The organism is Rhizobium sp. BK538 (assembly GCF_014197575.1).
In the GTDB taxonomy this organism is placed as follows: Bacteria; Pseudomonadota; Alphaproteobacteria; order Rhizobiales; family Rhizobiaceae; genus Rhizobium.
This window is the reverse complement of the sequence record NZ_JACIFT010000017.1, coordinates 90,483-112,777: the sequence shown is the minus strand read 5'-3', so window position 1 is coordinate 112,777 and position 22,295 is coordinate 90,483. Positions and strand designations below refer to the sequence as shown.

The following is a 22,295-nucleotide window of genomic DNA, read 5'->3' as shown; positions in this document are numbered from 1 at the left end:
CCGATGGCAGGAATGCAATACGCTGACGGCTATGGGCCGGTTGCCGCACCAGTAGATCGTCTACTGGCGCCGTCGCCCGACGGCCCCGACGCCGGATCCGCCTCGTGGCTCGTCACCTGGAGTGAAACCCTTGAAGCGCATCTCGCCTATATTGCTCTGATCCTTAGCATCGCTTGCATTACACCACTCGATAGCCTCGTCAGCGCCCATTCCGGTGCCCTTTTCGGCCTCGGCTTCCTCGCTGTCTGGCGTTACGGTTGGGGCCTCGCGCATTTTGTGCGCTCCAACATCTACCGCTCGATGGTCTTTCCCAAGATGCGCGCCGAGGCCGAGGATGCAATGCGCAAGAGCGCGGCCACGTTAGGCGATCAGCACGTCTTTTTCCTTGTCACCAGTTTCCGCATTGACGGCGATACGACGGCAGCCGTTTACCGCGCCGCGTTCGAAGCCGCAAAGCGTGCACCCGGTGGTGCCACCGTGGTCGCTTCGATCGTCGAAATGGGAGACCAGCGTCTCGTCAAGTCGCTCTACAGCCTGATCTGCGGCGAGGACACCAATGTTCGCCTCGTCATCACGCGCATCGCCGGTACCGGCAAGCGCGATGCGCTGGCCTATGGCTTCCGTGCGATCTCGCGACAGGAGCCGACGGCCGACGATGTGGTGGCCGTCATCGACGGCGACTCGATCGTTCCACCTGATCTTGTCAGCAAATGCGCGGGCTTTTTCCGAGCGGACAACAGCGTCGGCGCACTCACGACAGATGAGGTCTCGCGTGTGCATGGCAAGACAAAGTTCCACATCTGGTATAGCCTGCGCTTCGCTCAGCGCCATATCCTCATGTCGTCGAATGGGTTATCGCGCAAGGTGCTGACGCTGACCGGACGCATGTCGATGTTCAGGGCGTCGATTATCTGCAATCCCGATTTTGTCAGGCAGGTCGAATCCGACTACGTCGATCACTGGCGGTTCGGCCGGCTGAAATTCCTGACCGGAGACGACAAGTCGAGCTGGTTCTGGCTGCTGCGCAACCGCTACAAGATGCTCTACATCCCCGACGTTGTCGTTGCGACCGTCGAGGAGCCTCCATCCAAATACTTCCTGCCGGCGGCGACACAACTGATGGTGCGCTGGTTCGGCAATATGCTGCGTACGAATTCACGGGCGCTGGCACTGGGCCCGTCAAAGGTCGGCTTCTTCACGTGGTGGACGATCTTCGATCAGCGCGTCTCGATGTGGACCTCGCTCGCGGGACTGGCAATGGTTCTCCTGGTCGGGGTGTTCGAAACGCCCTTCGCCTTCCTCATCTATCTTCTTTGGGTGCTTGCCACGCGCTACCTGCTGACGCTGATGCTGTTCAATTCACGCCGCCGCGTCTCGGCCTTCTATCCCTTCTTCATCTATTTCAATCAGATCTACGGATCGATCGTCAAAACCTACATTTTCTTCCACCTGAACAAGCAAAAGTGGACGCGCCAGAAGACGACGCTTGCAGATAGCCGGACGCGCCTTCAAGCCCGCGCGCGCGAAGCTTCGTCAACGCTTGTTCATGTCATCGCGATTGCGCTTTTCATAACGATTGTCGCCCTCGTCCTTGGGCAATTGGCAATTCCAGACGCATCCATACTTGCAATGGCCTACGGGCTGGACCCGATTAATTGAGGGAGCGGATATGAACGTCGTAAAATTCGAAGCGGATGTACAACGCCAGCACGCACGCTACAAACTCCCGTTGAAATGCGTCATCGACGGATACCGATACAACTGCCTCGACTGGTCGGTCGGAGGCATAGGCGTTGCGACCGGAAAGACGGTCCTGCCCGAATTCAAAACGTTTCCGGTGGATCTTGAATTCCCCTTTGACGGCTTTGTGTTTACGCTGAGGGTCGATGCACAGGTTCGCTATTGCGACCCCGCGAAGGGACGCACGGGCTTCCAGTACATGTCGCTGACGGAGGAAAAGCTCCGCTTTCTGCGCTATGTGCGTGATGCCCATCTGACTGGCGAAGTCGTCGCCCTCAACGACGTCCTCGATCTATCGAGCCACTCCATCGATCCGCGTAGTCGGAAGAAGGATTCCGGCTCGCAAGAACCGTCTTCTGCCGAGCGGCACAAGGCAGTGGCCAGGCGGATTCTGCGAATTGCCGCGACGTCGATCCTCGGTCTCGGGGTACTGCTTTTTCTGTGGGGCGCGCTTTATCAAAGGCTCTGGACCTTCCGTGCCGACGAGTCACTTGTGACAATCGATTCTGCTGCCGTGATCGCACCATCGGACGGTGTCGTCACCAACATCGTGACACAAGGGGCAGTGAAGGCCGGTGATCCTGTGGCGACGATCCTGCCGACGGCCAACAACCGCAGCATTACCGTGCTGGCCCGTTGTGACTGTATCATTCAGGATGCTCAGGTAGGATTGGACAGCCAGGTCCGAGCCGGACAACGGCTTCTTTCTCTCAGCATGCAAAACGCCAAGCCGCACGTCGTGGCGATGGTCGATTATTCCCAGGCCTTGCGTCTCTTTAGGGGCGCCCGTGTTCTGGTCGAGCTTCCGCATGGCGAACAAATCTCAAACGCGACCATCCGGGATCTGCCGAAGCTTACAAGCACCGATCTGGAGTCAGGCAACAAGATCCCGATCAATATCGACGTGGGAGACGCAGATCTCTCCTCCATCGTGGGAACGCCTGTGACGGTGCGGTTTGTGCAGTCGCCCTGGACGACCGCGAACCTGCCGGAAAAGCTGAACAACGCCGTCAGCACAAGCGGCACAGAGAGCCAACCTGCTGCCGAAACCAAGGGATGAGGGAGTTGAGGGAGTTAATGCGAATGAGCAAAAAACGATACCTCGCTGGATTGACCGTCTCGGTTTTGACCGCGACCGCCCTGTTCGGCGCAATCGGGACGTATCCTGCATACGCTCAGACATTGGATAGCGTTCAGCAGATCGTCGAGAAAATCCGGCAATCTGTTCTGGATGTCGACAAGGCCAAGACACCTGCCGAGCGGATCAAAGCCTATGACCGCGCCCGCGACCAGCTTGCCGCACTTTCGGTGAGCGCGGAAGGTGGTGATGAGGCTGCCAAAGCGAGCATTGCCGACCTCGAGGCGGCCGGCATTACGCCTGATGTCGTCACAACAGGGACGCTGAGCGCCACGCTTTCAAGCCTGACCGACAAGGGCGCCGACCCGGACGCACGCGTTGCGACCAGGCTGAGGATCGACGACCTTGTCGACGCCCTATCGGCACCGGAACTCAAAGTATCGGCGCTGGCCGACTATGCGAGGCAGATCGCAAGCGACCACGATGCCGCTTTGACCCTCTTGGAAAGGGCAATCGATGTCAGCGTGCAGATCACCTTAGCTGAAGAGAAGAATGCCGCGCTTAACAACATCGCCCAGGTCGGCGCCTACGTCGAACCGAAGCTGACCTCGAACATCGTCAACAAGGCGGTCGGCGGCATGTGGCCGGCGCGCATGCGTGGCTTTGCCCGCTACGATATCGCCCTGCGGCTGCTTGGCGACAAGAAACTCGGCAAAAAGGAAATTAAGGACGCCAAATTCGACGACATCTCGGCGGCAGTGAAGGCCGAACTCAAGGCCGGCCGGATAGAACAAGCCCTGCTGTTTGCTCTCGCCGTCGATCCGGAGTCGTCCGAACACCGCGCCGACACCGTCAACGAGGTCCTGAGCGCGGCCCTCAAGGCGAATGCAGTGAACCTGTTCCCGGTTTTTGCCACGAGTTTGGCCGATCGAAGCGATCAGGAGGACCTCATCATCCGCATCGTCAAGAACCGTGTTGATGCCGACCGCCTGATCGACGCGACCGCAATGACCGACGTGATGGAAACCGGCCCGGGGCTTGCGGAGATCGACTTCACCCTTGCCTCCGAACTCAGTGATCGCGGCCTGGCAAAGATGGCCTCCCAGCAATACGACCGTGGCACGCAGATCGTCAAAGCACTAAGCGGCGATGCGAGGGAAGCGGCGCTGATTGCCGCTATCGGCGGAGCGACCGACCTCAAGCGGTTCGATGATGCCCAAGCCTTCGCAGATCAGCTCACCGACATGAAGGGCGCATCCAATGCCCTCGGCAACCTTGCCAAGGCGTTCGCAGACAGCGACGATTTGAAGAAGGCCGAAGCGCTTCTCCCGAAGATCACCACCCTCAAGGACCGTGAGCAGGCGCTCTCGGGCATAGGCCGCGCCAAGGCGCGAGAAGGAGACCTCGATGCCGCAACGAAGATCGCCGACGAGATAGCAAACGACGAAGACAAAGGCCGCGTGCAGTCGGAAATTGTCCGCGTCTGGGCACGCAATGGCAAGACCGACGACGCCATGGGCCTGGCAAGCTCCATCAAGGAACCGGAGTATCGTGTCGAGGCGCTCCTCCGGCTTGCCAAAGAGATATCCGGAAAGGACGGGGCCGAGAAGGCGGCCGATGTCGTCGACCAGGCGATCTCCTATGCAGGCGGGGTGGACAAGGCAGAGCAGCGTGATGACCTGTTCTTCGACATCATTGACTACTTATCGAAGTCCAACCAGATCGCGCTTGCCAAGAAGCTCGTCAGCAAGATTTCCGACGAGAAGCTGAAGGCGAAGGCAGCTGGACGCATCGCGAGCCGGGCTGCGTTGAAAGGTGACGCGAAGACCGCCATCGCCTACTTCGACAGCCAGCCTGCGGCCAGCGACGAGCAACTGAAAGCCGAGGTCATGATCGCGGCCGCGAACGATCCGGCCTATGTCAGGACGGCCATCCTTGCCACCAAAGACATTCGCGATCCGATACTGCGTGTGGGCACGTTTCGCGCCATTGCCGAGGCGCAGTTGCGCCACCTTGACCGGCTCGGTTGGGGGCTGGGGAAGGGTGAAACGTCAGACTATAGAGACTGGCTGAAGAAGGCATCATTGGAGGCGAGAAACGAAGGCCTGCCCCAGCCCTCGAAGGCCGTCTTCAGCGATGGCCGCATGTCGCTGAAGACGACAGCCGTGATGAGCGCCCCGCTCAGCAGATATGGGTATCCCGACATAAGCAAGACGGCGGCAACGACGCGCTCGATGATACCGCTGCCAACACCGGGGCAGATCTCAATAACATTGGGAAACCTTAGTCCTTATGAAAGCAAGTTCATGGAGGACCTTGCAGGCGGATTTACCGGTCTTTCCCATGCCGCCCGCGCGCAAGGGCTTCTCTATCCGCGCATTATCGTCATTCAGAGCGGCACCTATACACTTGGTAGTCTTGCCATGCAGCTGGATAGCACGGCTGGCGAGCCGTTGGTCGAACGGGAGGGCGATATCGTCACGCTTCGCGCGCCGCTGCTCGTTGGCGAGGGGGCCGCCTTGATCCTGTCCGGGCAGGAGGCTTCCGCCTATCGCTTGTCCGCCACCGCTGGCGCCTTTCTCGCGGTCGGCGGCAAACTTTACATTCAGGACACGACCGTAACATCGTGGGATGAGGCGCTGCAGAAGCCGCGCAATTCCAGCAAAGACACGCGTGGGGTATTCCGGCCCTTCATCGTCGGCTGGAGCAATTCCGAAATGTATATTGGCGGATCTGTTCTGGATTCGCTGGGATATGCAGCATCGAAGTCTTTTGGACTTACGTTCTCGGCCGGCCCGAAGACAATCGCCAAGGCTCGCGAACAATTGCGAAATCCGACGGGCATTGTCGTCGAGAACTATTTTCATAACTTCGAGTACGGCTTCTATTCCTACGAGGCCGATGACATCTCGCTCATCGGCAACGAGTACGCAAACAACGTCCTTTATGGCGTCGATCCGCACGACCGCTCGCATCGACTGCTGATCGCGCTCAACACCGCGCATGATACCATGGTGAAACACGGCATCATCATTTCCCGCGGCGTCGATGCCAGTTGGCAGGTCGGCAACGTGGTGTTCCACAACAAGGGCTCCGGCCTGATGTTGGACCGTGACAGCGTGGATAACCTTGTCTATGGCAACCTTTCCTTCGAGAACGACCAAGATGGCCTGACGTTCTTCGAGAGTAGCTGCAATCTCGCAGTTGCCAACGCCTTCATCGAGAATGGCCGCTCCGGCGTGCGCATGCGTAACAGCTGGGATATTGGCGTCCATGACAACGCCATCGTCCGCAACAAGCTCGAGGCCATCAGTGGCTACATCAGCGACCTGTCGCTCGCAGAGGATGAGCATAAGCGCGATCTGGTAATGGATCCCTATGTGCCACTGACGACGTTCACCGCGACGGACAACCTGATCGCTGCAAACGGCAAGGGGATAAAGGCTGCCGGCGTCTCTGGGCTCACGCTGGCAAAGAACGAATTTCGCAATCAGGAAGGGCGTCTGCTTGACGGCGACACACGCCCGTTTGAGGGACATGTGCTGCGATTCAATGGGCATCAGGATGTAGCAATCGCATCTACCTGCCGTCCGCAGCGGCCGGCAAATTACGATTGTGCATTCCGGGAGGCGGGGTTCCTGGGGGAGAACGATGCACTTTTCTTTGACAGCAAAACTTCCGGCAACTGCACGGACGCCCGCGGCACCGTGCAATTCGAAAGTTTCCATGGAAAAGGAGACAACACTTGAAAAAGGCGGCTCATTCTCTCCTCGCGGCACGTAGCGGGATCGCCCTGATCGCAGCCATTCTCAGCGCAACAGTGTTGCCGAGCTCGACACGGGCATCCGTAAGCCAAGCGGCGAACGGCGGCTATCAAGGGCTGTTTGATGTAAAGGCACGCAAGGCCTTTCTCGCGCAGAATCCATCATCCAACGCGCGCAAGGCGTGCCTTGCGGTCGATGCCGACGCCAAATGGCTGAACATCGAGGTCATCAAGGGCCTGACGACCACGGAGGGATACGGCACGGACCGGTCTGGCAACCAATACGCATGGGCGGTCATGGTTCTGTCCGGCCGCGCGCTCGCTGGCGATAAACGCGCCGAGGAAATGCTCAAGGCCTTTCTGTTGAAGTGGGCGGACGCCAGTGCATTCTCTGAAACCGAGAAAATTCACGACGCCTATTATGCTCTGAAACGCCTGATGCTGCCGACTGTGGTGGCCTATTCGATCATCCGCGACGGGCTTGGCGATGACGAGAAGCAGAAGCTAATCGCCTGGATCGATCCGCTGGTTCGACGCACCGATCAGATTTTCGAGGGAAGCGTCGACTATAACAATCACCGCTATCTGGCCGACAGCGTCCTGATGGCCTGGGGTAGCCTGACGGGTGACCAGGCACTTTACCAGAAGGGGCTCGACCGCTTTCGCGTTATCCTGGATGACGCCCGCGCCGATGGCAGCCTGCCGCTGGAAACGCGTCGCGGCGCACGCGCACTCTGGTACATGCGTCAGTCGCTGACCAGCATGACCGTCATGGCTGAAATTGCAGCGGGCGGGCAGGACGACTTGTTCGACGCGACAGCGGCCGACGGAAAGAAGAAATCCATGTGGACGGTCCTGTCCTACTGGATGAATGGCATGACCAACCCGATCCTGGTCAATGCCTACTCCGCCGAGAACTACATTCCAGGGCCGGAACAGGATTTCATGAAGCCGGATTTCGGCTTCCTGGAAAACCGGGGCAACGGACGCCACTATCTCGCGTTCCTCGAAGCGCTCGCCGTTCATGAGCCGGCGAACTTCACTCAGCGGCGTGCAGGCGCTCTCCTTGAACGAGAAGGAGCAAACGAGCGTCCTCTCATCGACGAATTCGCCGGCGGCAACGCCACATGCTTCTGGAGGCTGGGATGACACCACGCCAGAAGCATCTCTCCGTTTTGCTTGCAGCCACCTATCTGGCCTTTTCAACGCCGATGGTGGCCGTCGCCGAACTGACAGCGACGCCGGCCGAACAGGTCGATCTGTTGATCCAGCAGAACGACGGCGAGGGACTTCTGAAGATCGCCAAGCAGTTGCGGAGCGGAGTAGCGGTCTCGACCGCCAATTCGCTGAGAGTTCCAAACTTCCCGAAAGCACGCCAAGCCCTTGAGGCCGCCGTGACGTTGCCCGGTGCCAGACAAGCCGAAGCAAAGCTTCTGCTCGCCAAGATGATGCTGGCAGGCGAAGGAGGGCCAGTTGACGTCGATCGCGCGCTTGCCCTGCTGAATGACGTTATCAAGACTGGCAATGCCGAGGCGGCCTATGTCCGCGGGCAGAAGCTGGCATCGTTTCCCAACCGCGCTCAAGAAGCGCGCGATAACCTCAATCTTGCCCTTCGCCTTGGTGACGGCGCGGCAGCATTCGAGCTGGCGAAGCTGCCCGGCGCGACACCGGTCGAGGCGGCTGCTATGACGAACTTCGGCCTCAGCCTACTGCGCCAGCGCGCTGCGCGCGGAGATGCAGGCGCCGCCTTCGATCTCGGCGGATATTATCGAAGGCTGTCGGACAAGCCCGAGGATCAGAAGGAGGCTCTGGCCTGGTATCGCAAGTCTGCGCAACTAGGCCAGATCACAGCCGTTGTCTGGGTCGCACGTCTGCTCGGCGAACCTGATACGCCGCTCTTCGATCCTGCCGCCGCTATCGAACAATACCAGGCAGCCGCCGCCGCTGGATCGATCGAAGCCGCGCAGGAATTGGTGCGCGACTTTGCCGACGCCGGTCCATTGAACGTCCCGCCACAAGTCTATGATATGTGGATTGCCAGGCTGATCGACGCCAAGGACGCAACGGCGGTCCTCTATTACTCCCAGGCATTGCAGGAAACCGCCGAACAGCGCAGGCGGTCGTCGGACCAACTCTATGAGGCGACGATGGCCGGCGATGTCGCCAATGGTGAAGATCTGATCCGGATTGGCGAAAGCTTTCGCGACGGCGCAAGTGTCGTAATAGACCAGACGCGTGCTGCAAACATTTTCCGGCTCGGGGTCAAGAACGGATCCAACTCCGCGCTCACGAGATTTGCCCATCTGGTAATCGATGCCCCATCGCTGAGAAGCCGCGAAAACGTTGAGCTTGCGGTCGAAAAGCTGAACGAGCTAGCCGCGAAGGGAAGCGTCACCGGCCAACTGCTTCTTGGCGACATGTACGCCAAGGGTGTTGTTGGAGAGATCAACGAGACGAAGGCTATTGACCTCTATCTCCGAGCCCTGGCAGCGGCCGAGTCGGTCGAGGTGCTCAATCGCCTGGCGGATGTCTATCTGTCGTCCGCCGATATCAACAAGCGCAAGAAAGCCTTCCCCTATATCGAGCGCGCGTCGCGCGCAGGCAGCGAAAGCGCCATGCTGAAGGAGGCCGAGGCCTATGCCGACGGTGAAATCGTCGGGCAAGATTTCGACCGGGCGGTCACGCTCTACAAGAAGGCGATTTCGCTTGGCGCCACCGACGCCCTCGTCAGCCTGGCGAACCTCTACCTCTCGCGTGGCGGAGAGACCGCATTTCGCGACGCGCATGAGGCCTTCTCCGATGCGATCGCCGCCGGGAACCGGGAAGCGCCGGTTGAAATGGCGCGGTTCCTCAAGGCAAATGGCAAGCTGGACGAAGCGATCGAGCGACTGACGACAGCCGCGCGAAAGAACAACAGCCCGGCGGCCGTTGAGCTCTACGAATATGTGTCCGAGCGGGCCCAAAATCCGAATGTCGGGGCAGAATGGCTGCGCCTAGCCCTGAAGACGGCGAGCGACGTTCCGCGCGAGAAGGTGCATCTGGCGAGCGCCATGCTGATGCCATCGGATATACGCCTGAACCTTCAGGGCGCCTCGATGCTGCGCGAACTCACGGGTGCCAAGATTCCCGGTGCCGCCGTTGCGCTTTCAAATGTCTACATCGAGGGAAAGGGGGATGCCAAAGATGTCCCCACCGGCCTCGAACTCTTGGAGCAGGCCTCTCAGAAGGGTGATGTCGATGCACTCCTGAAACTTGGCGACCTCTACATGGATGGCAAGCACGTCGAAGGCGATGGCGAAAAGGCCGTTGGCTACTACCGCTCGGTGCTGGCGCTCCATCCCGATGACCCGACCGCCAACATGCGCATGGCACGCGCCTATCGCGACGGGCGCGGCGTAGAGCGCAATCTCGCTGTTGCCGCGACCCATCTGAAGATTTCCTCCGATGCAGGAAGCCACATGGCAACGCGCGACCTTGGCCTCGCCTATATGTGGGGCAGCGGTGTCAAAAGAGAAAAAGACAAGGCCGTTCAGCTGCTGCGCACTGCGGCCGAGCACGGCTATGCATTTGCCTGGCATGACCTTGCGGAGACATATGGTGCAGCAATCGGACCTGAGGTCGATGCATCGCAGAACTTCCGACTGAATATGCGCGGTGCCCGGGAAGGTCATGTGTCCGCGATGATCGGAGCCGGCATCGCGCTTCTATCCGGCTTTGGCACCCAGCGTGATCCCGAGGCAGGAATCCTCTGGCTGGAAAGGGCTTCGGCCAGCACGGGATGGGATGCTCCCGACGCCATGTACAGACTAGCCGAGGTCTACAAATACGGCATCGGCGTCGACAAGGATCCGAAGAAGGCGCGCGAATGGGAGCTGCGAGCCGCGAATGCAGGCAGCACCACTGCAATGTTCCATCTCGCCCTGGAACTCGAAGCCGACAACACGGACGCCAGCAAGGCCGAAGCGATCAAGTGGCTGCAGAGCGCCCGCGCGCTGCAGCATGTTCAAGCTGCAAAGAAGCTAAAAAAAATGGGTGCGGGAGACATGTCTTCCGTATCGCTGCAAGGGGTCGAAGACAATGGTGTGGAAGAGTGAGCGCCAACGCAGCGTCACATTTCGCAGGCGCATACCCCGCCAGCCGCTGGGAGGTCTGAACCTGCAGGGAGACCGGGAGAGCAATTCACGCGTCCTTGCATGCACGGCGCTGATCGTGCCGGCCCGAAGCGACAGTGAAGCTGGGTCGACCCATAACTGGGTCGTCCTGGTCCGAGACGAGATTATCGCGCGGGCACGCCAGCTCGACAGAACGAGATCGGCACAAGACGAGAGTGACGACGCTCCGAAGCAATGAGGTAGCATTTCAATGTCCAACGGAAACGAGATTGGGAGTGCGGCTGTCGGCCCCCGGCTTGGAAGTTTCCAAAGAACCGCGCTCGCCGCGACGCTTGCCTTTTGCGCACCCGTTCTGGCGACGAACGCCATTGCCGCCACTGAGACCTTGATCCCTCTGAGCCCGGATTTCGACTACGCGCAGATGTGTGTCACTCCGCCTGCGGTGCCCGCGCCTCGCAACTGGAACCGTTGGGACGGAAAGAGCACTGGCACACTCTCGCCAGACGACATGCTGCAGGATGCGCAAACGCTATTCAGCCCCTACAGTCTTTATCAGAGAAGCCCGGCGACCGCTGAACGCATTGCCCTCTACCTGAGCCAGGTCCCATTTGCCGGAGCGGGTCGCGCACTCCATCTCTACGGCCGCATTCTTGCCGACGACGACAACGCTTCTCTGCGCGTCGATGAAATCATCAGGGTCGAGACGGAGGCGATCAAACGCGGGACGATCGAGGCGGGAACCTTTCTCGGCAGGCTCTATCGCCAAGGCGAGCTCGTACCAGTCGACCTCAAGAAGTCACAGGGATATCTCACTGCGGCAGCAAACGCCGGCGATCCGGCCGCCGAACTCGAGCTTGCGCGTCTCTACTACCGCAACCCACAACTGGCAGAGACTGCCGACGCCAACCGCCTCTATCTGAACCGTGCGATCTCGAAGATGTCCGATAGATTGGGCGCCGGCGATTGCAGCGTCCTGACCGGCTTTGCCGACATCCTGATCGACCCCGATTTGGGGCTCGACGACCAACAGACCTCGGCACAATGGCTGCAGGCTGCCGTGAAACTCGGTGATGTCAGGGCAATGTCAACACTCGCACGCCGATACCTGCAAGACAGCAGTGTCGCCGCCAATCAGCAACAGGCGATCGGTCTCTTGAGACAAGCGTCGGCACTCGGGCACTCGGCAAGCCGGTTGACCCTTGCCGATCTCCTGCTTTCAACCCCACCAGAAGGAAGCGGCAAGAACGAAGCATTCAAACTGCTGGCTCAGGAAGCGGAGCGCGGCAACCCGCGCGCTTATGAAATGAAGGCCGCTTACTATCGTGGGGCCTATGGGGCCGGAGCCGATCCTGGTCTTGAGCTGCAGAGCCTGCAGAAGGCGGCCGTGCTGCCAGACGTCAGCCTCCGCACAATGGAACAACTCGGCATCATCTACGCGCGCGGCAGCGCCGGCGCACCGAATTTCGAACTCGCCAAGCAGACGCTGGTGAAGGCCGCAGATCTTGGCTCTGCACGTTCCGCCTTCGAGCTTTACAAGCTCGCGTCGGGTGAAAAGCCGGCTATAAAGCTCGACAAGGATCCGTTGACATATCTAAGCGCGGCAGCCGACCACGGCCTCGGTGTCGCGATGAGCGAACTGTCATCGCTCTACTTCTGTGGAGCGGGTGTCGAAAAGGACCGTGCCAAGGCGCGTGCCTGGCTCGAGAAGGCCGCCGCGGCAGGTAACGCAGCAAGCCTGCTGACGCTTGCAGACGAGGCATCTGCCAAGCGCACATCTGATGGCAACGCAAAAGCCGCCAAGTTTCTGACGCAAGCGGCCGAGCAAGGCGATGTCGAAGCCATGATGCGGGTCAGCCTGTCTTACCGTGATGGCCACGGAACGGAAAAGGATGCGGCTGCGGCTAAGACCTGGCGCCAGCGCGCGATGACCGCTGATCCCGGAGTTGCAACACTGACGGAGGCGCGTGCGGCTCTGTCCCCTGATGCTCCTGAGGAGCGCGACGCTATAAAGGCGAGAGCGATGCTGGAGGCGTCGGCCCCGACCGGAAATCCGGACCTGCTCTTTGAGTTGGCCAGACTTTACATCGACCCCGATCCAACGCTTGAGCCCGATCCCAAGAAGGCCACAGCCCTCTTCGTCGAGGCGGCGTCCAAAGGCAGCATCTCGGCAATGCTGCGGCTGGTGGACATGAAGGTTTCCGCCACTGACGGTGGCGGAGCGGATTGGCGGCGATGGCTTGCCCGGGCGAACGCGACAGGCGACTTGCGCGCGCTCCTCAAGCAAGCCGAAGTCGAAAGCGATGCCGAGCAGCAAGCGACGATTCTCAAAGCTGCCCTCAGCCGGCCGCTTTGCCTGGAGAAGGAAAAGATCCAGGTCGCGTTGGCGATACGAACCGTGCCGCAGTTTAAGCAGGACTATCTCGGTCTCTTCGATCAGGTGATCGCCGAGCCAACGAAGGATCCAAGCACGCAATACCAGATTGCCCGTTTCCTGCTGAACGAACGGCCAGCGGAAAAAGCAAAGGCAATCGAGCTCATGAAGGACGCCGCCGAGGGTGGAAAGCGGGAGGCCATGCGCGAGATCGGTCGCATGTATAGCACCGGCGAGGGTCTGCCGGCGGATGAGAAGAATAGTTACATGTGGCTGCTGAGAAGCGCACGGCTCGGCGACGAAGGAGCCCTGGAAAGCCTGGTGACGGAGATTCTGTCGCAACAGGCCACGCTCAACGACCCGTCCAGTGGCGACGAGAAGGTGGAAACATTGCTGCGTGATCTCGCGGCGCAGAATTCACCGCAGGTAGCAACGCTGCTCTCCAGGCTCTATCTGCGGCTCTCCGAAGGCAGCCCTGCATTCACGCAAGCGGCAAAATCCTGGACCCTGAAGGCAGCAACGCTCGGGAATGGAGCCGCCATGCTCAACGTCTCCGACTTCTACGCGGCTGGCACCCACGGGTTTGAGCACTCCGATACCAAGAGCACCGAATGGCTTTCGAAGGCGGCGCATGCGGGCTACCGCGGTGCCTTTGAGAAATATGCAATCGCGTTGCAGATCGGCTTCGGCACAAAAGCCGATACCGAAGAGGCGCAACGCTGGCTGACCAAGTCGACTGACTTGGCAAACTGAACAGTCAATGCAGGAGTAGGCGTCATGAAGAGCATCCTACGCATATCGCTGACCGCTCTGATGGCAACAGCAACGATTGCGACCGCCGAGGCAGCGAAGATCGTGAAGCCGACGCCGCGACCCGTGATCGAGACATATGCGAATTGGCAAGAACTGCGGATCGCAAAGGGCTGGCCCGAAGTCAATGCGGCGGTCAAACTTCCCTTGCCCAAGCGCCTGTTGATCGCCACGGCGGCGCTTACCGCACCCGACCGAAAGGTACGCGATCCAAATTATGGCTTCGCTCTTCTGCTTGCTGGCCCAACGTCAAGAGACGCTACACGGCTTCTGGCCAAGGGCATTCTTATGAACGACTATGTCTTTGGGGATAGAACGCCGGCCGTCCTGCGCTCGCTTGCGGCGGAGGCAATGCGTGGATGCAAGAGCTGCGTGGCGGCCTACGGACTGATTCAATACACCGGGCTGGATGTCCCACAAAATGACGTGATTGCCTATAAGTGGTACCGATGGGCAGCCGTTGTCGGAAACGCCAAGGGCATCGAAGCAACGTCGCTTGCTCTCGCCGAAGGCCGAGGCACCCTCAAGAACATCTCCGAGGCGAAGAAATGGGCCGCTCGCCTTGAGCCGGCACGCCGGGCAAAGCTCTACACCGAGATTGCCAAGCGCATCGTGCTCAGCAAGACGCCCGAGGATATGGCAGTGAGTTCCGAGTTGCTTCTGCAATCGATCGCGCTCAATCCACTGGACGCAGGCAGACCCGCGAAGCAATTGCTCAATCTCGACTATCCGCCGTCCGTACAAGACGAAGCAATGGCCGCCATCCGGGCGGAGGGGCGAGCAGCTGATCCAAATGCGCTTAAGGTCATGGCGCAGGTCCTGTGGAAGAGGGACAAGCCCGAAGCTGTCAACGAGGCGATTTCAATATTCCAAACACTGGCGGAACGCGGCAACGCCGACGCCATTGATTATCTTTCACGGGCTCTCGCACGTTCAGATGTCGACAAGAGCAGGAAGGATCTGATCATCGCGAGCCTCCAAACGGCTGCAGCCAGCGGGTACGCATCAGCCTCAAAGGTGTTGGGTGATGCCTACTACTACGGCACGGGCGTTACTGCCTCGCTCGACACAGCGCAGACCTATCGCGAAAGCGCAGCCAAACAGAATGATCCGGAGGCTCAATACCTTCTGGGCATGATGATGCTTCAGTCAACCGACAAACCGCAGGACGGCGCCACAGGTCGACAGTGGTTGGAGAAGTCGGCAGCGGGTGGATATCCGCTGGCGCGTGCCGCGCTCCAAAAGCTGTCATCCAATTGAGCCGAGACACCTTGCTACCACCGAAGCAACAGTCAGCAGCCGGCTAGCGGCTTAAGCTGAACCTTGCCCTTCTTCTTGTCCTTCTTTTCGGAATTGCTCTGCGAGGTGTTGCCACACACCTTGCCCTGCGGACCGCGCTCTGCGCGCACGACCGCTACTCCGACCTTCCGAAACGTATTGCCGTAGACATCATTGTTAATGCCATCCTTGTCGCTGTCCCCACCGAGACGCACCCCCGCGCCGCGCACATTGCTGACGGTGTTGTAGCGGAAGACATTGTTGTTGCCGCGAGAATCGAAGCCGCCAGAGTTCTTGTCCTTCTGGCCGGAGCATTGGTTATGCTCGACGACATTGCGGCTTGATCCTTCCTTGATATCCACGCACTCGTTGCCTTTGGTGTCGATGATATTGTGATGGACGTGATTGGCGTCCGAGGCATCGACGGATCGGTCCGGAGCCCCGTGGGCGCCCCGCTGCTCCGGGGCAGTGCCGATGTAGATGCCCTCGCCATTCTTACCGCCGTCTCTGAAGGCGAAATCATAGCGGCCGCAATTGCTGATCTGTGAATAGGCAATCTCGTTTCGGCGCGTCTGGTAGCGAAGCCTGATGCACTCGCCCCCGGCATTTTTGACGGACATGTTCAATATCCGCAGGCCCGTTACTCCGTCTCCACGCGTCTTGCCGATCACATAGATGAGCTTGTCACGATAGCTGCCCTTGGTGTTGCCGGCGCCGAATTTGCCATCCACCGTGAACCCGCGCAGTTCCGTATAGTCGTGGTTGATTTCGATCACCCTCGACGCGCCTGATCCCCTTATGACCGCGGACCGAGGACCGGTGATCACGATCGGTTTTCCGGGTCTGCCGTTTCGAACCGTCTTGAAATCTTCATAGTATATTCCAGGTCTCAACCGGATGACGTCACCGGGCTGTGCTCTATTGAGAGCAGCCTGGATGCCGCGCGTTGGCGACGGAGAAACATCAATCGTCGTCGCGAAACTCGCACTGGCGAACGCGGCGCAGCTGCAGAAAACCGATAAGCGCGCAACAAGAAAAAACGCCAAAGATCCATGAGTCATTTTGAACCTCTCCGCAAACATCAAAGGATTTAGTCGGCAGTGGAAGCAGCGTTTCTCCAAGGCAAGATGAATGGATGTTCTTGTATATGCAAATATTCTATAACTAGACTATGTCAAATCATTGATAGACAAATAGATATTATCTATTTTTTCTTCCTGTAATTCGAAATAACCTCGTTGACCAACATGAGCTAATATAGCTTTACATTCTTGACGATGAAGGAGCCGGACCATGTTGAGACTATTCCTTGTTGCCTCCGCCCTGCTGTCATTATCCGTGCCCGGCGCTCTCGCCGACAGCCCCTGGTACCGGATTATTCCGGTACCAGGGGCGCCCGGCTGTAAGGTTCTTGCCGACGCCAACGGCCGGCCTATTCAACAGCGTTACGAAAAAGGTGGCGCGCGCATCTATGCCATCGGCGGCAAGGCATGCCCGGAAAAATTCCCGGGAGAAAGCTACGCCACGATTTCGACCGCACGGTCGATTACGACCGAGGGAAATTTCGCGCGCATCACAACCAAGACGCGCAAACTGGTCGTTACCCGTGGGGGCACGGGCAATAACTATACGTTTGCAATAAACAAACTCGATGTACCGAGATAGCAGCGGCCGGCAGACCCGATATCTTCACCGATTGCGCATTTTCTCTCTGGCAAGGCCTCGCCGCGCGATCGGCGAGGACTGTCATGTTGTCGCTGCATAACAGTGGATGTTTTTGCGACCATGACCGAAGCGAAAGCTGTTAGGGTGGCATGACCACCACTTTCGTCGCGCGGATGAATGCACTGCACATATCATGCCGGCATCCTGAACCTGCCGCCTGTTAAGCACAGCGGTTTGAGCAGGACCGGCTTCTGCGTAGTTGAGGAAATATGACGCTGTTCTGCATCAAACCTAATCAATAATACGGATTGATTTCCGCCACCACACCAGGATCCGCCCGGCCATCAAGCAACCCGCAGGCAATACTTCGTTGCTTTAAATATTTATCAAGCTAAATGCCCAAATATTAAGAGGAAATACTTAAGCAGAATTAATTTCGCGATCCAGATCGCGAAGTATATTCGCCAATAGTCTCAGGCGTTACGCAATAAGGCGTATTCAAGGTTAATTGTTGGGCACGTTTAACTCATGCTAACTATACAGCAGGGTTGAGGGTGTGAATCATGACCATTCCAGTCGAACAGAACTGGGGCCCGCATCTTTCCGTCAAAAGCGACCGGAAATGGTTCGGTTTCAACAGCATTGCGATTGCCTGCATCGCAGCAACGGTCGATTTTATCGTTCTCCTTGCCGCGAGTGCAGCAGGTCATCTGTTTTACGAGCAGATTGCCTTCGGCACTGTTGCCGACCCTTCGCTTTACATCGGGATCGGTCTACTCGTGGCGACGATTTTCATGCTGGCGATGTTTAGCGTCCATGCCTACCGACCGAGCGAGATGCTCTCGTTGCGCCGCCAGTTGCTGCTGATCACGGCGTTTTTGCCGGCGGCTCTGCTGTTTCTTCTGGCCGTGATCTTGTTCCTCAAGATCGACGCGGCAATTCCGCGTGGCTCGATCATCACAGGTGCAATTCTCTCTTTGGGTGGGCTGATCGCTTTGCGCCTGTTCTGGTATAGCCACCTCAGCAGCGCGATTGCTCGTGCAGCGTTCCCCACCCGACGGGTACTTCTCATTTGCCCAAGCACGATGCCGACGGAATCAGTCGTTCAACGTGCCGCCCTCAGCGGTCTCTCCATTAAGCATATGATGCGAATTGCCGAAGCCGATCTGGCGCTGGCATCCATGAGTGAGGCCTATGAGAAGAACGGCATAGCCGAAGTGGATGAAGTGCTGGTTGCATGGAGCGACTATGGAAATTTGCGCGCGCTCGAGGAGTGCCTGACCACGCTGCGTCAATTCTGTGTGCCGGTAAGCGTCATGTTCGGCGGTGTCGTGGGAGACGTCGTCGAAGGCCCTGCGCAAACGGTCGGGGAGCGGCGCGTGTTCCAAGCCCACCGCCCACCGCTCGATCTCTACGAACGGGGACTGAAAAGGGCATTCGATGTCGCCTTTTCCATCGCTGCACTGGTTGTCATGTTCCCAATTTGTGTTGCGGTTGCCGTTGCCATAAAACTAGACAGCCCCGGACCGATCTTCTTCGTGCAATCGCGAAAAGGGTATAGTGGCCGCGTGTTTCGCATACTCAAGTTTCGCAGCATGTCGGTCATGGAAGATTCCACGGACGTGCGCCAAGCGACACGCAACGACCCTCGCGTCACGCGAGTCGGCGGCTTTATCCGATCGACAAGCCTGGACGAACTGCCGCAATTCTGGAACGTCCTTCGAGGCGACATGTCGGTCGTCGGGCCGCGTCCGCATGCATTGGTGCACGATGATCTCTATGGAGCTCTTATCGCCGAGTACGCATCGCGCCGGCATGTCAAGCCCGGATTGACGGGATGGGCCCAGATCAACGGGTGCCGCGGCGAAACACCGACAGTGGATCGAATGGCTGACCGTGTTCGCCATGACCTTTGGTACATCCATAATTGGTCATTGTGGCTCGATCTGAAAATCGTCTTTGTGACCATGGTCAGCATGGTTGATCGCAGGAATGTCTACTAGCTGGTCGTCGTTTGTGTTTTGTGTTTGCGTGAAGGGTGTGTAGCGATGATTTTGGTGACGGGCGGCGCCGGCTTTATCGGCTCAAACTTCATTCTCGACTGGCTGGCGCAGAGCGACGAGCCTGTTCTCAATCTCGATGCGCTGACCTATGCTGGCAACAGTGAGAATTTGGCCTCGCTTTCGGGAGATGCCAGGTACACCTTCGTCCGTGGAAGCATTGGCGACAGTGCGCTGGTGACGAGCCTCCTGACACGATACAAACCCTGCGCCATCGTGAACTTCGCCGCCGAAAGCCATGTTGACCGCTCGATCCATGGGCCGGAAGATTTCATTCAGACCAACATCGTAGGCACATTCCGGTTACTGGAAGCAGCGCGAGCCTATTGGGGCGGATTGGCGAATCGCGAAGGGTTTCGTTTCCTGCACGTTTCGACCGACGAGGTATTCGGTACGCTGCGAGCGGGCGATCCTGCCTTTGACGAACAAAATCAGTACCAGCCAAACAGCCCTTATTCGGCCAGCAAAGCGGCAGCGGACCACCTTGTTCGGGCCTACCATCACACCTACGGCCTGCCCGTTTTGACCACCAATTGCTCCAACAACTACGGCCCGTTTCACTTTCCAGAAAAGCTCATTCCCCTGGTCATTCACAATGCCATTTCAGGTCGCCCCTTGCCGCTCTACGGCGATGGCCGGCAAATTCGCGACTGGCTCTACGTCAAGGATCACTGCAGCGCAATTCGACGGGTGTTGGATGACGGCTTGCCAGGACAGACCTACAACATCGGGGGCTGGAACGAGCGAACGAACCTCGAGGTCGTGATGACGCTCTGCGACGTGCTTGACGAGCTTAAGCCCAAAGCAGACGGCGGCTCCTATCAGGATCAGATCACGTTCGTGACCGATCGGCCGGGTCATGACCGGCGCTACGCTATCGACGCCCGCAAGATTGAGGCAGAGTTGGGCTGGCGACCAGCCGAGACGTTCGAGACCGGCATCCGAAAGACCGTTCGCTGGTATCTCGATCATCCGGATTGGGTACACAACGTCACCTCCAGCAGCTACCGCAACTGGATCGCGAAGCAATACGCATGAACATCCTGCTGCTTGGCAAGAACGGCCAGGTCGGCCGGGAACTTCATCGAACGCTCCTGCCGCTGGGTGCGGTGACGGCGCTGGAAAGGCGTGACATCGATATGGAAGCGACTGAGACCCTCCCTGCGATCTTGGAGGAACATGCGCCCGACCTTATCGTTAATGCCGCCGCCTGGACGCAGGTCGACCGTGCGGAATCGACGCCGCAGGCCGCTTTCCGGGTTAATGCCGAAGCGCCGCAAATCATCGCGCGATTTGCCCGCGACCGCGCCGCGACGCTCGTTCACTACTCAACAGACTATGTTTTCGACGGCCGGAAGGAGGCGCCGTACGTCGAAAGTGACGACACCAATCCGCTGAACGTCTACGGGCAATCAAAGCGAGCCGGCGAGCAAGCGATCGAAGCGTCAGGCTGCAGGTTCGTTATACTACGGACAAGCTGGGTTTTCTCCGCGACGGGAGCCAATTTCATCAACACCGTTCTTCGCTTGGCGCGGGAGCGAGCGACGCTGCGCATCGTTGCCGATCAATTTGGCGCGCCGACATCAGCCGAACTGATCGCCGACGTCACGGCACTGGCAGTCGCGGCCCATCGCCGAGGGGAATTTGACGGCGGCATCTATCATCTGACGGCGCAAGGCCAAACGAGCTGGCATGAGCTTGCATCCTATGTCGTTCGACGTGCGCGCGAACTGGGGTTCACTTTGCGGACTGATGTTGCCGACATCGAGCCGATTGCGACCGAGGAATACCCCCTGCCTGCAGTGCGGCCGCAAAACTCCTTGCTCAATAGCGATGCACTCGCCGATCGCCTGGGATTGGATCTGCCGTACTGGAGCGTGCACGTGGACAGGATGCTCGATCAACTGAAGGAACGGGAGCTGCAGGCGTGACTCGAAAAGGCATCATCCTCGCCGGTGGTTCCGGCACCCGTCTGCATCCCGCGACGTTGGCAATCAGCAAGCAGTTGCTGCCGGTCTTCGACAAACCGATGATCTACTATCCGTTGAGCACGCTGATGCTCGCGGGCATCCGAGACATACTGGTGATATCGACCCCGCAGGATACACCTCGCTTTGAGGCGTTGCTGGGAACCGGCGAGCAGTGGGGCATCAACTTCTCCTATGCCGTGCAGCCGTCGCCCGATGGCCTGGCCCAGGCCTTCATCATCGGAGAAGACTTCCTGGAGGGGTCGCCAAGCGCACTCGTGCTCGGCGACAATATTTTCTACGGGCATGACCTGCCGCTCCTGCTGGGCAGCGGTATGTCGCGCGCGAGCGGCGCAACCGTCTTCGCTTACCATGTGCTCGATCCCGAGCGCTATGGCGTCGTCGAGTTTGACGATGCGAACAGGGCTCTGTCCATCGAGGAAAAGCCGTCCCTGCCGAAGTCGAACTATGCCGTCACGGGCCTCTATTTCTATGATGAGAGGGCAGTCGACTATGCCAAGCAGCTCAAGCCCTCGGCGCGCGGCGAGCTTGAGATTACTGATCTGAACAGCCGCTACCTCGATGCAGGAAGCCTGACCGTGGAGATCATGGGGCGCGGCTATGCCTGGCTCGATACGGGAACTCACGATTCTCTCCTCGATGCCGGACAATTCATTTCGACACTGGAGCATCGCCAGGGCCTAAAGGTTTCCTGCCCGGAGGAAATTGCGTTTCGAAACAAGTGGATCGACAGAGCCCACCTTGAGCACCTCGCCACTCCGCTTGCGAAAAGTGGCTATGGCAAGTACTTGCTGCGACTTCTGAGCGAGGCTGAAGACAGATGAAGGCGACACCGCTCGAAATTGCCGATGTCCTGCTGGTCGAGCCGACAGTCTATGGCGACGACAGAGGGTTCTTCTTCGAGAGCTTTAATCAGGCCCGCTTCAATGCGGCCGTCGGGCGCGACGTCAGCTTCGTGCAGGACAATCACTCCAAGTCGGCAAAGGGCGTCTTGAGGGGCTTGCATTACCAAATACGGCGACCACAGGGAAAACTCGTACGCGTCGTGGACGGCACTGTATTTGATGTTGCCGTCGACATGCGCAAAGGCTCGCCGACCTTCGGCAAGTGGGTGGGAGAGAACCTGTCGGCTGACAACAAGCGGCAACTCTGGATCCCCCCCGGCTTCGCCCACGGCTTTCTCGTTCTGTCCGACTGCGCGCAATTCCTCTACAAAACAACAGATTTCTATTCGCCGGAAAACGAGCGGGCCGTGATCTGGAATGATCGTGATCTGAATATCGCTTGGCCGATTAAGGGGGCACCGCTTCTTTCTGAAAAGGATGCGATGGCGTCGACATTCGAGCACGCCGAGCTTTTCCTCGATCAAGCGGATAGCTGAAGGCGATGCTTCCATAAAATCTTGAAATCGCTTGAATGTTTTGCCAGCT

Annotated in this window: 14 protein-coding genes; 13 read left to right on the top strand and 1 reads right to left on the bottom strand. The window is 58.7% G+C overall.

Translation table 11 applies throughout. The annotated features are described in order from the left end of the window. Positions 1-12 precede the first annotated feature (12 nt). From FHX09_RS21175 to FHX09_RS21145, 7 genes are all read left to right on the top strand, one after another. Positions 13-1,659: a glycosyltransferase gene (locus tag FHX09_RS21175; protein ID WP_246699473.1), complete on the top strand. Its 1,647-nt coding sequence runs from the start codon at positions 13-15 to the stop codon at positions 1,657-1,659. A 10-nt stretch (positions 1,660-1,669) separates the two neighbouring features. After that, positions 1,670-2,800, top strand: coding sequence for an HlyD family efflux transporter periplasmic adaptor subunit (locus tag FHX09_RS21170; protein WP_132588262.1), 1,131 nt, complete (start codon positions 1,670-1,672; stop codon positions 2,798-2,800). Between the two features lie 23 nt (positions 2,801-2,823). Continuing rightward, positions 2,824-6,567, top strand: a complete 3,744-nt coding sequence (locus FHX09_RS21165; protein WP_184450574.1) for a NosD domain-containing protein — start codon at positions 2,824-2,826, stop codon at positions 6,565-6,567. After that, complete coding sequence (locus FHX09_RS21160) at positions 6,564-7,730, top strand: alginate lyase family protein (protein WP_183718593.1); 1,167 nt, start codon at positions 6,564-6,566, stop codon at positions 7,728-7,730. Before FHX09_RS21165 ends, FHX09_RS21160 begins: the two co-directional genes overlap by 4 nt. Next, on the top strand, positions 7,727-10,675 hold the full coding sequence (locus FHX09_RS21155; protein ID WP_132588259.1) for an SEL1-like repeat protein: 2,949 nt from the start codon (positions 7,727-7,729) through the stop codon (positions 10,673-10,675). The genes FHX09_RS21160 and FHX09_RS21155 overlap by 4 nt, the downstream gene beginning before the upstream one ends. Before the next feature lie 268 nt (positions 10,676-10,943). Next, positions 10,944-13,817, top strand: coding sequence for a tetratricopeptide repeat protein (locus FHX09_RS21150; RefSeq protein ID WP_184450573.1), 2,874 nt, complete (start codon positions 10,944-10,946; stop codon positions 13,815-13,817). 24 nt (positions 13,818-13,841) lie between these two features. Next, a complete protein-coding gene (locus FHX09_RS21145; protein WP_183718597.1) occupies positions 13,842-15,134 on the top strand; it encodes an SEL1-like repeat protein in 1,293 nt (430 codons plus the stop codon). 32 nt (positions 15,135-15,166) lie between these two features. Here FHX09_RS21145 and FHX09_RS21140 read toward each other — a convergent pair whose 3' ends face one another. Continuing rightward, positions 15,167-15,928: a hypothetical protein gene (locus tag FHX09_RS21140; protein WP_348649184.1), complete on the bottom strand. Its 762-nt coding sequence runs from the start codon at positions 15,926-15,928 to the stop codon at positions 15,167-15,169. A 517-nt stretch (positions 15,929-16,445) separates the two neighbouring features. Between FHX09_RS21140 and FHX09_RS21135 the strand changes: the two genes are divergently transcribed. From FHX09_RS21135 to rfbC, 6 genes are all read left to right on the top strand, one after another. Further along, positions 16,446-16,817 (top strand): hypothetical protein, encoded by a 372-nt coding sequence (locus FHX09_RS21135; RefSeq protein WP_132588255.1) that lies wholly within the window; start codon positions 16,446-16,448, stop codon positions 16,815-16,817. A gap of 563 nt (positions 16,818-17,380) precedes the next feature. Continuing rightward, on the top strand, positions 17,381-18,820 hold the full coding sequence (locus FHX09_RS21130; protein ID WP_132588254.1) for an exopolysaccharide biosynthesis polyprenyl glycosylphosphotransferase: 1,440 nt from the start codon (positions 17,381-17,383) through the stop codon (positions 18,818-18,820). A 45-nt stretch (positions 18,821-18,865) separates the two neighbouring features. Then, the gene (gene rfbB, locus FHX09_RS21125; protein WP_184450572.1) at positions 18,866-19,915 is read left to right on the top strand and encodes a dTDP-glucose 4,6-dehydratase; all 1,050 of its coding nucleotides are present in this window, start codon (positions 18,866-18,868) and stop codon (positions 19,913-19,915) included. Next, the gene (gene rfbD, locus FHX09_RS21120) at positions 19,912-20,808 is read left to right on the top strand and encodes a dTDP-4-dehydrorhamnose reductase (RefSeq protein ID WP_184450571.1); all 897 of its coding nucleotides are present in this window, start codon (positions 19,912-19,914) and stop codon (positions 20,806-20,808) included. Before rfbB ends, rfbD begins: the two co-directional genes overlap by 4 nt. Continuing rightward, a complete protein-coding gene (gene rfbA / locus FHX09_RS21115) occupies positions 20,805-21,689 on the top strand; it encodes a glucose-1-phosphate thymidylyltransferase RfbA (RefSeq protein WP_132588251.1) in 885 nt (294 codons plus the stop codon). Before rfbD ends, rfbA begins: the two co-directional genes overlap by 4 nt. Then, positions 21,686-22,246 carry a dTDP-4-dehydrorhamnose 3,5-epimerase gene (gene rfbC / locus FHX09_RS21110; RefSeq protein WP_184450570.1) on the top strand — a complete coding sequence of 187 codons (561 nt, stop codon included), beginning with the start codon at positions 21,686-21,688 and terminating at the stop codon, positions 22,244-22,246. Before rfbA ends, rfbC begins: the two co-directional genes overlap by 4 nt. Positions 22,247-22,295 lie beyond the last annotated feature (49 nt).